Source organism: Mucilaginibacter sp. P1_A3 (assembly GCF_056406855.1).
Map to the genome: position 1 here is coordinate 147013 of NZ_JBFTZJ010000013.1, position 14131 is coordinate 161143.

11 protein-coding genes are annotated in these 14131 nt (G+C 41.8%); 8 read left to right on the forward strand and 3 right to left on the reverse strand.

What is annotated here, in order from left to right; all coding sequences use genetic code 11:
• Nucleotides 1-34 precede the first annotated feature (34 nt).
• The gene (locus AC1D0K_RS25545; RefSeq protein WP_477391499.1) at nt 35-205 is read left to right on the forward strand and encodes a hypothetical protein; all 171 of its coding nucleotides are present in this window, start codon (nt 35-37) and stop codon (nt 203-205) included.
• A gap of 48 nt (nt 206-253) precedes the next feature.
• Nucleotides 254-736, forward strand: a complete 483-nt coding sequence (locus tag AC1D0K_RS25550) for a hypothetical protein (protein WP_477391500.1) — start codon at nt 254-256, stop codon at nt 734-736.
• 236 nt (nt 737-972) lie between these two features.
• On the opposite strand, the gene AC1D0K_RS25555 is transcribed toward AC1D0K_RS25550, so the two are convergent.
• Together AC1D0K_RS25555 and AC1D0K_RS25560 are read right to left on the reverse strand one after the other, a co-directional pair.
• Nucleotides 973-2106, reverse strand: coding sequence for a lactonase family protein (locus tag AC1D0K_RS25555; RefSeq protein ID WP_295716856.1), 1134 nt, complete (start codon nt 2104-2106; stop codon nt 973-975).
• A gap of 81 nt (nt 2107-2187) precedes the next feature.
• Nucleotides 2188-3855: a pseudouridine synthase gene (locus AC1D0K_RS25560; RefSeq protein WP_477391501.1), complete on the reverse strand. Its 1668-nt coding sequence runs from the start codon at nt 3853-3855 to the stop codon at nt 2188-2190.
• Between the two features lie 230 nt (nt 3856-4085).
• On the opposite strand from AC1D0K_RS25560, the gene AC1D0K_RS25565 reads away from it, so the two are divergent.
• The 4 genes from AC1D0K_RS25565 (at nt 4086) to AC1D0K_RS25580 (ending at nt 8531) form a co-directional block, all read left to right on the forward strand.
• Complete coding sequence (locus AC1D0K_RS25565; RefSeq protein WP_295716859.1) at nt 4086-4868, forward strand: lytic transglycosylase domain-containing protein; 783 nt, start codon at nt 4086-4088, stop codon at nt 4866-4868.
• Between the two features lie 234 nt (nt 4869-5102).
• Nucleotides 5103-7946: an excinuclease ABC subunit UvrA gene (gene uvrA, locus AC1D0K_RS25570; RefSeq protein WP_477391503.1), complete on the forward strand. Its 2844-nt coding sequence runs from the start codon at nt 5103-5105 to the stop codon at nt 7944-7946.
• Between the two features lie 79 nt (nt 7947-8025).
• Entirely contained in the window at nt 8026-8280 is a 255-nt protein-coding gene (locus AC1D0K_RS25575) for a type II toxin-antitoxin system Phd/YefM family antitoxin (RefSeq protein WP_477391504.1), read from the forward strand.
• Nucleotides 8277-8531 carry a Txe/YoeB family addiction module toxin gene (locus AC1D0K_RS25580; RefSeq protein ID WP_477391505.1) on the forward strand — a complete coding sequence of 85 codons (255 nt, stop codon included), beginning with the start codon at nt 8277-8279 and terminating at the stop codon, nt 8529-8531. Before AC1D0K_RS25575 ends, AC1D0K_RS25580 begins: the two co-directional genes overlap by 4 nt.
• Here the strand turns inward: AC1D0K_RS25580 and AC1D0K_RS25585 are convergent.
• On the reverse strand, nt 8528-9094 hold the full coding sequence (locus AC1D0K_RS25585; RefSeq protein ID WP_477391506.1) for an RNA polymerase sigma-70 factor: 567 nt from the start codon (nt 9092-9094) through the stop codon (nt 8528-8530). The two genes, AC1D0K_RS25580 and AC1D0K_RS25585, sit on opposite strands and share 4 nt — an antisense overlap.
• Nucleotides 9095-9337: 243 nt before the next feature.
• On the opposite strand from AC1D0K_RS25585, the gene AC1D0K_RS25590 reads away from it, so the two are divergent.
• Both AC1D0K_RS25590 and AC1D0K_RS25595 read left to right on the forward strand, forming a co-directional pair.
• Complete coding sequence (locus tag AC1D0K_RS25590) at nt 9338-10399, forward strand: FecR family protein (RefSeq protein ID WP_477391507.1); 1062 nt, start codon at nt 9338-9340, stop codon at nt 10397-10399.
• A 160-nt stretch (nt 10400-10559) separates the two neighbouring features.
• Nucleotides 10560-14120 carry a TonB-dependent receptor gene (locus tag AC1D0K_RS25595; protein WP_477391508.1) on the forward strand — a complete coding sequence of 1187 codons (3561 nt, stop codon included), beginning with the start codon at nt 10560-10562 and terminating at the stop codon, nt 14118-14120.
• The last annotated feature ends 11 nt before the right edge of the window (nt 14121-14131 follow it).

A 14131-nucleotide genomic window follows, 5' to 3' on the forward strand; every position in this document is an offset into this window, starting at 1 on the left:
TTAATACGTAAATAGGCAGTATACCGAACGCCTCATGAAAATAATAACTCAAATAAGACGTAGCTTCTTTTCAACAGATACCGATCATCGTTTTGCAAAAAGCCTGAAGAAAGTAAAAGAAGCGGATCAGGTTAGCGCTTCAATTAATGAACGTTTACTGGAGATTAAAAAAAGCTTTAAATTAAAAAGTATTGAAGTGAGTTAAGCGTTTTGGCAGGATTTATGCTAATGAGCATTTAAATAAACTACTGTCATGAAAAAGTTACTTAAAACCCCGATTGCAATTCTATCTCTCATTTTTGTATTATCAGCCTGTTCATCTACAAAAAACACAGTTTCAACCAATGTATCCCGCGGCAAATTTGTTGGCACGTGGACGCTTAATAATGTGAAATACGATGGTTTGGTTCAAAATGCGGTTCAAAACGTATTTGACCAGGCTGCCCCGGAAGCATTTGTTGGTAGCACCTGGAAACTAACCAATAGTGGTAACGGCATTTATACCCTGGCTAATGGTACATCACAAACCATATTTTGGTCGGTTTTTAACGGCGGAACAACAGGTACACAATTCCAGTTCAAAAAAATATTTGAAGGTGATAAAGCTAAGAACGTAGCAGAAGGCTACCGTTTAGATATTGGAAACAATGATGGCTCGGCCATGACGCTTAAATCGCCGGTTACCGTAGGTGGTGGAACAGGATATATCATTTATTCGTTTACTAAAAATCCGTAATCTCTTTAGGGAAAAGGTAAATCTTTAGGTTAAAGGTAAAAGGAGAAAGGTAAAAGGTTCTCCTTTTTTTAGGTCAAAATAAAAGGGTAAAGGCGAAAGGTGATGTGATTCACTTATGCCTTTACCCTTTTTACTTTTATATGAAGCAATCTGTAGCTGCGTCTTTTATCCTTTGCCCATCAAACCCTTACGTCCCTAAAAGACCTTTTACCTTTCACCTTTTACCCTTCACCTAATTATTCAGCCGAAGTAAACTTCAGGCAAACGGGGTTTCCTATGTCTATCTTAATACCTGTTTGTTGTAATTTACCTGTATTTTGATCTATTTTAAATACAAACATATTGTCGCTGCCCTGGTTGGCTACAACCAAATAATTTCCTGAAGGATCTATAGCGAAATCGCGCGGGTTTTTGCCATAGGTTGACTGGCGTGACACAAATGTAAGTTCGCCGGTTTCCTGGTTTACAGCATAGCAACTGATTTCGTTGGTTTCTAAACGGTTTGAGGCATAAAGAAATCTTCCATCCGGAGATATATGGATAGCCGCTGCCGCAGTTTTGCCTGTAAAGCCATCGGGCAATAAGGTAATTACCTGTTTTTGTTTAAACTTACCGTTATCATAATCAAATACAAAAATATTTGATCCCATTTCAGTTACCAGGTAAACACGTTTTTTATCAGCCGAAAACTCCAGGTGGCGCGGACCGCTACCAGGCGTAACACTAACAAAAGCAGGATTGGCAGCTGTTAATGGCGACTCTTTACCAGCGCGATAGCGGTAGATGTTTATCTTATCAGTGCCAAGGTCATTATAAAACAAATACTTTTCATCTGGCGATAGGATGCTCATATGCGCATGCGGCCCTTCCTGGCGCTCTTTGTTTGGTCCATGCCCGTCATTACGCACAGTTTCACTGCCATTAGCTAATGAACCGTCCTTATTTATAGGCAATACCGTAACCTGTCCGCTTGAATAGTTAGCCACAAAAGCATTTTTTTGTGCCTTATCAACAGCGATATAGCAAGGATCGGCTCCTAAGGATGATTGCTTATTGATAAAATCCATTCTGCCGGTTTTAGCATCAAATGTAAATGAGCTTACCTCACCTTTGGTCACCTCGTTTACCGCATAAATAAATTTGTTGTTTTTACTTAGCGTTAAATAGGATGGATTGGTTACACCGTCTACCTGGCTTAAATAAGCCAGCTTACCACTTTGGGTATAAAAACGGTAAACCACAATACCTTTACTTGTGCCGGTGGTGTAGGTGCCCACAACAAGATCAAACGTTTTGGGGATTAGTTTTTTATCCTGAGCGAAATTAAGCAGCGGCGATAGCATCGCTATGATCAAAAGGACTTTTTTCATATGGGTAAGAATTGATTAAGGAACGCAAGTTAACAAAATCGGCAAAAAAAATGCCCCGTTGGTTAACGAGGCATTTTATTATTATTTTATCAGGTGTTTAAGCTGGATGATCTCACTTTCTTCCAAATGGCGGTAGCGGCCTCTCGGAAGATCCTTTTTGGTAAGGTTGGCATAAACCACCCTATCCAGTTTTACAACCTCGTAACCAAGGCTTTCGAATATGCGGCGTACCACACGGTTTTTGCCACTATGTATCTGTATACCTACTTCTCTTTTTGAACCACCGGCTACGTATGATACCGAATCGGGTTTTATTAAACCGTCTTCCAGCTCAACACCATAAATGATTTTGTTAAGGTCGCCTTGTGATAAGCTTTTGCTTAGTTCAACCTGGTACAGTTTGCTGATGTTACTGCGCGGGTGCGAAAGCTTGTCGGCCAATTCGCCATCGTTTGTCATTAACAACAAGCCTGTGGTATTCCTGTCTAAACGGCCAATTGGGTAAATGCGTTCTTTAGTTGCTTTTTCAACCAGGTGCATTACCGTACGGCGTTCCTGCGGATCTTCTGTAGTAGTTATATAGTCTTTAGGTTTATTTAATAATACGTAAACCATTTTTTCGCGGCGCAGGGTTGAGCCATTGTATTTGATCTCATCTCTCATGGGATCAATTTTAGCACCCAGCTCATCAACTACTACGCCATTCACCGATACCACACCGGCAATGATCAGCTCATCGGCTTTACGGCGTGAGCAAATACCTGCATTTGAAATATAACGGTTAAGGCGGATAAGTCCGTCGTCCTTTGTTTTGCTTTCTGCAGGTTTTTTACGACCACGCATGGTTTTTGCGGGCGCGTCAAGATCTTTAGTTATCTTATCATATACCGGCTTGCGTTGCGGCCTGTCGGCGTTGTAAGCTGGTTTATCTTTAGAGAAACTGCCTTCGCGTTTTTTAAATCCGCCATCGGCTGGCCTGTCGCCAAATTTTTTCTCTGTTGATCTTTCTGCTCCTGCACCAAATTTACCTTCGCCGCCTTTATCCGCGCCGAAGCTTCTTTTAGGCTTATCGCCAAAATCTGCATTTGATTTACGCGTACGTGGTGAAGAGTATGGTTTCTTTTCGCCTGAACCAGAACTTGCGCCGAAGCTTCTTTTTGGTCTTTCATCGCCCTCGCCGGATGATGGTCTGCCAGCGTAAGGTTTTCTTTCACTCGGGCCAGAACTTGCGCCGAAGTTTCTTTTAGGTCTTTCTTCGCCTTCGCCGGATGATGGTCTGCCGGAGTAAGGTTTTCTTTCACTCGGACCAGAGCTTGCGCCGAAGTTTCTTTGCGGCCTGTCGCTGTCACCAGATGCTGGCCTGCCAGAGTATGGCTTGCTGCGTGGTGAAAAACTTTTTTTATCACCAGATGAAGCGCCGTCCCTGAAATTGCTTTTAGGTTTATCGCTATCGCCGGATGTTGGGCGGCCAGAATATGGCCTTGATCTTGTAGATGATTTTTTATCGCCAGATGAAGCACCGTCCCTAAAACTGCTTTTAGGCTTGTCGTCACTGAACCTGTTGCTTTGGAAAGGTTTTTCCGGGCGGGTTAATTTCTTTTTATCTCCGTTTGGAGTGGCCTTGCCTTTTGAAGCGGATGATGATCTTTTGGGTTGATCATCACTTCTTGAACTTCTGCCGGTAGAGTTTCTACCTGTTGCTTTTCCCGGCTTGTCGTCGCGACTACCTGTTGGTCTCTTAAATACCATATTTTTTTGTTTAGCGCTTTCGCAGCGTGAGGGTCAAAGTTACGCTTTTTTGGCAAAAACTAATCAAAAATTTTAAAAAAATATTGCGGTTCAAAAACTGGGTTTAAACAGTTTTAAACCCGGTTTTTGAACCGAAAACCAACACTAAAAAAGTTAGCAAAAAGCTAAGTATTTGATTATGTGAATCGTATGACCTACCTTTGCAGCACATTTTACCTAATGTATAGTTAATGATAAAAAAAGAAATGATTAAAAAACACTTACTTACGTGCTCCGTAACGCTGGTGCTGGTTCTCATTTCCATGCTTAATATCTTCAGTACAACAATTACTGAATCGGTTGCAAAACCGGCACGATTAAGCGATCGAACCTCGAAATTTATTTTTATTAAAAGCAATACCGCTGCCTATAATTTTGCAGCCGAAGCTTTACCTGTTAATGATGCCAGGGTTACTTTCAAACTCAATAAATCGCTCAGACAACATGCTTTTAAAAATGTACAATCAACCTTACTGCATCGTAAGGCCGAAGTACTGTTCCCTATTATTGAGCCTATATTGAAGTTTTACGGTATTCCTGATGATTTTAAATACATTCCACTTGTGGAGTCGGGGCTTAAATCGGGCACTTCTTCTAAAGGAGCATCGGGTTTATGGCAATTTATGGCAGGTACCGCGCGTACCTACGGTTTAAAGGTAGGTCATGGGGTTGATGAACGGCAGAACGTTCGCAAATCAACCATTGCGGCCTGCAAGTATATTAAAGAACTATACGGTGAATTTAACAGCTGGACACTGGCTGCCGCTGCTTACAACAATGGCTCTATTAAATTAGCTAAAGCCATTAACAAGCAAAACGAAGATAATTATTTCCGCATGAGCCTGAACCGCGAAACTGGTTCATATGTTTACAAGCTTATTGCCATGAAAGCAATTATTGAGCAGCCTAAAAAGTTTGGGTATAAAAACTATATTAATATTACCCAGCCAACACAACTGCTGGCATTTAATTGATATTGACTGTCAATGTCATAATTAATTAAAGATTACACTACGGAGCACTTTGAGGCCGACCTTCCCAGCTGGAAGGTCGGCCTTTTTTGCGTATATTTGTGGGCTAATTAGTGCGTTACTGAATTAGTGATTTGGTGATTTTTTTTTGCTTCTCCTGTTTAAGATTGGCAAAGTTTTTTTCTAATTGGTCTTAAAAATCACTAATCCGCTAATTCACTAAATCATCCTTAATTTATGATTACAAAAACTGTTGATCTGGGCGAGCAAAGTGAAGTTGAAGTTTACGGAGCCCGGGTACATAACTTAAAAAATATTGATGTTTCTTTTCCGCGCAACAAGCTGGTAGTAATTACCGGTTTAAGTGGCAGCGGTAAATCATCACTGGCATTTGATACTATTTATGCCGAGGGGCAACGCCGTTATATGGAAACGTTTTCGGCATACTCCCGTCAGTTTATGGGTGGTATGGAACGGCCGGATGTAGATAAGGTATCTGGCCTTAGTCCGGTTATTGCTATTGAGCAAAAAACCACCAGTAAAAACCCACGATCAACCGTAGGTACCATTACCGAGATCTACGATTTTATGCGTTTGCTTTTTGCCCGTACCGGGGATGCTTATTCCTATACTACCGGCGAGAAAATGGAGCGCATGTCTGAAGATCAGATCCTGAAAACCATTACCGAAAAATTTGACGGCGAGCCGGTTAATATCCTGGCCCCGGTGGTAAAGGCCCGTAAAGGCCATTACCGCGAATTATTTGAATCCATACGTAAGCAGGGATATCTTAAGGTTTGGATTGATGGCGCCATGGCCGATGTGGAACCTAAAATGCAGGTGGATAGGTACAAGATCCATGATATTGATATTGTGGTGGATAGGCTGGTTGTAACAGAAAAAGATAGCAAGCGTTTATACACCTCTGTACAAACCGCTTTAAAAATTGCCAAGGGCATTATTAGGGTGGGCGATAAAGATGGTAATGTAGCCTATTACAGTAAATATTTGATGGACCCGGTTTCCGGCATTTCATATGATGAGCCGCAGCCCAACACATTTTCATTCAACTCGCCTTATGGCGCCTGCGAAAAATGTAATGGCCTGGGGTATATTTTTGAGGTTGATGAAGCCTCGGTTATCCCTAACTCTAAACTTACCATCATGAATGGTGGTTTGGCCCCTATAGGGGAATACCGCGAAACGTGGATTTTCCAGGTATTGAAAGCATTGGCAAAAAAATATGAGTTTTCGTTAACCACGCCGATAGAAAAACTAAGCCGCGATCACCTGGATATCATCCTGAACGGCGCGCCCGATACGATTAATGTTTCTGTAGAATACAACAAGTGGAATGTGCAAAGCTACTCCATCACTTTTGACGGTATAGTGCGTATGCTTGAAGAGCAGCAGGAACGCCGCAATGATGAAGGCATGGACGATATGGAAAACTATCGTGTGCTTAAAACCTGCCCCGTTTGTGAGGGTGCAAGGTTGAAGAAAGAGTCGTTACATTTTAAGGTAGATAACAAAAACATATTTGAGCTGGCCTGCATGGATATTAATCACCTGCAGGAATGGTTCAACGGGCTGGAAGACAGGCTTACCGAACGCCAGAATGTTATCGCCAAAGAAATATTAAAAGAGATTAGAGCACGAATCGTGTTTCTGCTGGATGTAGGACTGAGCTATTTAACGCTCGATCGTACGGCCAAAACACTTTCAGGTGGCGAGGCGCAACGCATCAGGCTGGCCACACAAATTGGCTCGCAGTTAATGAACGTAATGTACATTTTGGATGAGCCAAGTATCGGTTTGCATCAGCGCGATAATGAGCGTTTAATAAATGCCCTCAAAAACCTGCGCGACTTGGGTAACACCGTTTTAGTGGTTGAGCACGATAAAGATATGATACTGGAAGCCGACCATGTGATAGATATGGGCCCGGCAGCCGGAGTACACGGCGGGCAGATAGTTGCACAAGGAACCCCTGCCGAACTAATGAAAGAGCATACGCTCACAACCTCCTATATTAATGGCGAGCGTTCTATCGCTGTGCCCGAAAAGAGGAGAGAGGGTAACGGCAAAACATTAAGCCTTAAAAAAGCCACCGGTCATAACCTTAAAAAGGTATCGGTTGATTTTCCGCTGGGTAAACTTATTGGCGTTACAGGCGTATCGGGTAGTGGTAAATCAAGCTTAATTACCGAAACTTTATACCCTATTTTGAACCATCATTTTTTCAGGGCCAAAAAGCATCCGCTGCCTTATGACAAAATTGAGGGCCTGGAAAATATTGATAAAGTTATCGAGATAGATCAAACACCTATCGGGCGTACGCCACGCTCAAATCCGGCTACTTATACCGGTGTGTTCTCGGATATCCGTAATTTGTATGTTGCTTTGCCCGAGTCGCGGATCAGGGGATATAAACCGGGACGTTTCTCGTTCAACGTAAAAGGTGGCAGGTGCGAAACCTGCCAGGGTGCCGGTATGAAAGTGATAGAGATGAACTTTTTACCAGATGTGCAGGTGCCCTGCGAAGAATGTGGCGGTCGCCGTTACAACCGCGAAACGCTGGAAGTACGTTATCGTGGCAAATCCATCAGCGATGTGCTGGATATGAGCATTGAGGATGCCACACCATTTTTTGAACATATCCCGGCCATCTATCGTAAAATAAAAACCTTGTTTGATGTGGGGTTGGGCTATATTACGTTGGGCCAGGCATCAACCACCTTATCGGGTGGAGAGGCACAGCGTGTTAAGCTGGCTACCGAACTATCCAAAAAAGATACCGGTAACACTTTTTATATATTGGACGAACCTACAACCGGCTTGCATTTTGAGGATATCAACGTGTTGTTGGGTGTGCTTTATCAATTGGTTGATAAAGGCAACACGGTTTTGGTTATCGAACACAACCTGGATGTAATTAAGGTGGTTGATCACGTAATTGACCTTGGCCCCGAAGGTGGTTCTGGTGGTGGAAAAATCCTTTTCAGCGGTACTCCAGAAGGTCTGTGCAAGGTGAAAGATAGCTTTACCGGCCAGTTTTTGAAGAAGGAAATGGGGCTGTAGGTAAAAAAAGTTACAAACCACACGTACAGCTTCTTGTACATGTGGTTTGTGTTTTATATCTTTATTTAAAATTAAGCAGATGGAAGTCACCACATATACAACCTTCAGGCAGCAGTTAAAGTACTTTTTGGATAAAGTGCGTAATGATCATAAACCTTTGGTAGTTACAAGCATCAACGCAGAAGACGTTGTGGTTATTTCCAAAGCTGATTATGAGAGTATGGAAGAAACTTTCTATCTACTTAAAAGCCCAAACAATGCCGCCCGGCTTATGAAAAGTATCGAGGATTTTAACAAAGGTATCGGTACAGAAAGAAAACTTATTGAAGAGTGAGAATAATTTTCGCCGATCAAGCATGGGATGATTATTTATACTGGCAAGCCACAGATAAATCTATCCTAAGAAAGATAAACTCTTTGGTAAAAGAAATAGAAAGAACCCCATTTGAAGGTTCGGGCAAGCCAGAGCCTTTAAAACATAATTTAGCAGGATTGTGGTCCCGCAGGATAAATCTGGAACATCGTTTGGTATATAAGATCGAAAATGACTCGATTCATATACATCAATGCCGTTATCACTACTAAAAAAACAACAAATAACTCACATGCTTCAGCGTTTGCCTTAGCTTCTCTAAGGCGATACTTACCTGGCGCTCTACAGTTTTGGGCGAGATATTAAGCTGGCTGGCAATCTCTTTATACTTCATATCGCTAAAGCGGCTCAGTACAAAAATTTCACGGCACTTTTCGGGGAGGGTATTGATGGCTGCTTTTATCTGGTGGGCCAGTTCCTTTTCTTCGTAGCCTTTTTCAACAGTGCTGCGTACTTCATCAAACAAGTCATTTTTTTCAAGGTAGCTAACGTATAGGTTCTCTATCTTTTGGTGCTTTAAATAATTAAGGCTGCGGTTTTGCACCATCTTATATAGGTATGAACTTACCGATGTTGAAAAAGTAACCTCGTGCCCTTTCTCCCACAAATCAGTAAATACATCAGCCACTATCTCTTCGGCAACCGACAGGTCATTCACAAAGCGATTGGCAAAAAGCGTAAGGCGGGTGTAATGAAGTTTAAATAAAACTTCAAACGCCCGGGCATCACCCTGCGTGAGTTTTGTAATTAAGGCGTCGGCGGGTTTGGTAATCATCTATTCATATTACAAGTAAAATGAAGTACTTTTTAAAAAACTTTAACAAGTTAGCGATTAAAATTTGAAAGATTCAAATTTAATATGGAAATAATGATAAGCTAATGTACAAAAATTCTGTGTTAACAACGTTGTGCGCAATTAGCGGGTGGCTTTTTGTGATATCCCCCAATTTAATGAAAAAATATTTTCAAAGTGCTTGAGGGTATTCGCTTTTTCAATTGTCTTGTAATCATAATAAGAATGGACAACGAAGAGATAAAACTTTTACTGGTAAAGTATATAACCCGCGAAGCCGATGAAAAGGAGACCGCGCAGGTAAGGGAATGGGTAAGCGCGCACCCGGAGAATGAACAGTATTTTGCACAGTTGTATGAAACGTGGCAAAATATGCTGTACCTGCAGCCGGGAGTGGTGAATGAGGAAAAAGCCTTTGATAAATTTGCTTTGGCAACAATACCGCAAGAGACAAAATATGTGAGGCTAAAAGTGTGGAGTAAAGTAGCCGCTGTGGTAGCCATGTTTGGCGTGCTTACAGCGTTGCTGGTAAACCATTACTCACAAAATATTCAGCGTGTAAGGCATGTATCTGTTAAAAATGGCGGCATCAAAAAAATAATTTTAAATGATGGTACCATTGTTTGGCTAAACGCCGGGAGTAAACTTAATTACAGCACTAATTTTAATAAAACCAACCGCACGGTTTACCTGGAGGGCGAAGCTTTTTTTGAGATAGCTCCAGGGAAAAAAACTATCCCTTTTTTGGTTAATACTAAAAACTATACCATCAGGGATATTGGTACAAAATTTAACCTGAAAGCGTATCCTAACGATTCGTTTTTTGAAACAACAGTAGTAAAAGGCGAGGTATCGGTGGAGGGTAATGTAGATAACAACGCCAGCGAAATGAGCCGAATTTATGTTAAGCCGCAACAGGTGCTCAGGATCTTTTATCCCAAAGCAGAGCGATACGCGGCAAAACAGGATGATAAAGAGCTAAAAAACCTGAACGAGATACAGGTGCTGCAGGTGGATTCGGCAAAGCTGAACCGGTATGACGGATGGAAAGATGATTTGCTGGTGTTTGATGGCAATACGCTTGATGAGATCTCCCGGGTGCTGGAGCGCAGGTACAATGTGAAAATTATGATGGATGATACCGTGCTGCAAAACATCCGCTACTCGGGCAGTTTTAAAAATGTGGCCAGTATTGATAAGGTTCTGGAGTTAATAAAGGGCAATACGGCTATCAACTATGCTATAACGGGTAACACTGTAAACATTACTAAAAACAATAAAAACTAATCAGCTAATCTTAAAAACTAAAAAACAAACTATGATAAAAAACTAACGCTCTCTTTCAAAATAAAAAACCCGAAGTGCGCTAACACCCGGGTCCTATAAATCAATAGCTAATACCCTACGCTTGGGGAAGCATCGTATTAACTAATTAAAACACAAATTTATGATAAATTTTGACAGAAAATCTGTAATGGCTGTGCGTGCATGGCAAAAAACGATTAAAATTATGAAGCTTGTAACTGTTTTACTCTTAACGGGAATAATGCAAATACACGCTGCCGCTTACTCGCAAAACGTTTACAACTTTAGTGTGAACAATATATCTGTTAAACAGATGTTTAAGCAGATTGAGAAAAGCAGCAAGTACACGGTTTTTTACCGGCTGGACCAGGTTAACGTAGATAAAAAGATCAACGTTGAACTACAAGATGCCAGTATTGAAACGGTAATGAACCATGTACTTAAAAATCAACAGCTCACCTTTCAGGTGGTGGATGATATCATTATTATTAAACCAACAGATGGGGAGGCCATTGTCACCCTTACGGTAACAGGTACAATTACCGATGCTGCCGGCGCGCCATTGCCGGGAGTAAGCATAAAGCTTAAGGGAAGTACCTTAGGTACAGTTACCAATATTGATGGTAAGTATAGCTTAACGCTACCCGATGGTACCGGATCACTTCTTTTTAACTTTTTGGGTTTTACACCCCAGGAGATAGCTGTTAATGGGAAAACCATCATCAACGTAAAATTGGTGGAGGAGTCAAAAGCCCTCAACGAGGTAGTTGTGGTTGGTTATACCACCCAAAAGAAAAAGGACCTTACCGGTGCTGTGGCTGTTGTAAATGTTAAAGATTTAAATAAGCAGGCTTCATCATCAGTAAACAGCCAGCTGCAGGGCCAGGCATCTGGTGTTACAGTAACAGGCTCGGGCCAGCCGGGCGAAGAACCCCAGGTACACATCAGGGGTTTTAACACTTTTGGCGATAATACGCCATTGTACGTGGTGGATGGTATGGAAACTTATGATGTAAGTACCATTAACCCCAATGATGTGGAATCGTTACAGGTGTTAAAGGATGCAAGTTCGGCCTCTATATACGGGGCCAGGGCGGCAAACGGGGTTATCATCATTACCACTAAAAGGGGTAAGGGTAAAGTAAGTGTACAATACGATGCTTATTATGGCACACAGGTGCCTAAAGGAGGCAATGTTTGGAATACGCTTAATCCGCAGCAAATGGCTAACCTGCAGTTAACAGCACAAAAAAACTCGGGTATTACTGATCTTCAGGATCCGTTGTATAACCCTTCAGGTACCGGAACAACCTTTACATTGCCTGATTATATAACACCCGCAGGGGCTAAAGAAGGCGATCCATCAGTAAATCCTTCAAAATATTATGTAAACCCTTTTTATACATCACCCAACGACTATAATAATTTTTACAGAATAACAAGGGCCAATAAAGCAGGTACAGACTGGTATCACGAGCTGTTTAAAACCGCGCCGATAGAAAGTCATAACTTAACATTAAGTGGCAGTACCGAACAGGCAAACTACCTGTTTTCGCTTAACTATTTTAATCAGCAGGGTACGTTGATAGATACCTATCTTAAACGGTACACATTACGCTCAAACACCAACTTTAATATAACCAAACACATCAGGGTAGGCGAAAACCTGTCATATTCCATTACCAGAACGCCACAGGTAGCCGCGGCCAACCATGCACAGATCACCGCCAACAGTCCGGATGGTGTTATCGCTATGGGCTTGAGAGAGCAGCCAATTATACCGGTTTATGATATAAAAGGTAATTACGCTGGTAGTTATGGTACAGGCCTGGGCGATGCCAATAACCCGGTGGCCATACAGCAACGCACCAAAAACAATGGTTCTACAGCTTACCGCCTGTTGGGCAATATGTTTGCCGAAGCAGATATTTTTAAGGGGCTTACCCTGCGTACCAGCTTTGGAGGCGATATCACCAATAGCAACGATCATGCGTTTACCTATCCAACCTATGAAAACGTTGAAAATTCTCTCATAAACAGCTATAACGAAAACTCGGCCAATAGCTACAGTTATAACTGGACCAATACCCTTACCTATCAAAAAATCTTCGGGAAGCATAATCTTAACGTTGTGGTAGGTACCGAGTCGGTTGAAACGTATGATAAAAGTCTTGGAGGCAGTATACAGGGCTTTTATAATTTTGATCCTGATTATGTGAACCTTTCAACAGGTACCACAAACAAAAACAACTACAGCAGCAAAAGCTCCACATCGCTGCTGTCGGAGTTTGCGCGTCTTGATTATATTTATGATAACAAATACCTGTTTAACGCCACTATTCGTCGCGATGGTTCATCAAAATTCCCTGTAGACCAACGCTACGGTTATTTCCCTGCATTTAGCGCGGGCTGGCGGATATCGCAGGAGAGTTTTCTTAAAGATGCAAAATGGCTTACCGATCTTAAAGTGAGAGGTGGCTGGGGTATAATGGGTAACCAGATTAATATGGGATCAAAGGATGCTTATACCACCTTTGGTACTAATATTGGCCAGTCATATTATCCCTTAGATGGTAATTCCGCACTATTACCGGGCTTTTACCAGGATCAGATAGCCAACCCACATGCTTTATGGGAAAAGGACATCAACTCCAACTTTGGGTTTGATGCTACCATACTTGATGGTAAAATAGCAATAACAGCCGATTACTATCGTAAGGATATAAAGGACCTTTTATACGCTGCCACGCAATTAGGTACAGCCGGTAACGGGCAGGTACCCGCTCAAAACGTGGGTAAAATGAAAACTGAAGGTCTTGATATATCTGTAACCGGCAATATCAGAGCGAGCAAAGACCTTAATTTTAGTGCTACCGGTACTGTAACTACCTACAACAATAAAATATTAAAAGTATCTGATGACAGAACCTATTTTGTAGGTGATGCCACAAGTCGTTTTGATAGCCCGATTACGAGGAGCGCCGTTGGTCATTCATTGGGTGAATTTTATGGATACCAGGTAGTAGGCTTTTGGAATAACCAGGGCCAGATTGACGCCGCCGATGCCAGCGCTCAAAAAATAAGTAACGATCCAAATGCAGTTTACCAATCAGATACAAAGGTTGGCCGTTTCAGGTATAAAGATGTAAATGGCGATGGTATAATTACCGATGCTGACCGTACATTTATTGGCAATCCTAACCCTAAGGTTACTGCCGGGCTAAACCTGGGCGTAAATTATAAAAACTTTGATGCCAGCATATTTCTTTATGGCTCATTCGGCAACAAATTGTGGAACAGTGTTAAATACTGGAGAGACTTTTATGCTTCATTCGGTACAGCTAAAAGCTACACTGCCCTTAATGATTCATGGACTCCAACGCATCAAAATGCAAAGGCTCCTATCCAGGAATTGGATGCATCAACCAGCAGTGGCGCAACACCAAACTCGTATTTTGTTGAAAACGGAACCTATGTGCGGATGCGTAACGCGCAAATTGGCTACTCTTTTAATATCAACAGTTTAAAAAAGATTGGTGTTCAAAAGTTAAGGATCTATGTATCGGCAACCAACCTGTTTACTTTAACAGGTTACAGCGGGATTGACCCCGAGCTGAGTGGTAATACCAAAGACTTTGGTATTGACGAAGGCAGTTATGCCAGTCCACGTACATTTTTATTCGGAGTTAATTTTTCATTATAACAACAGCATTA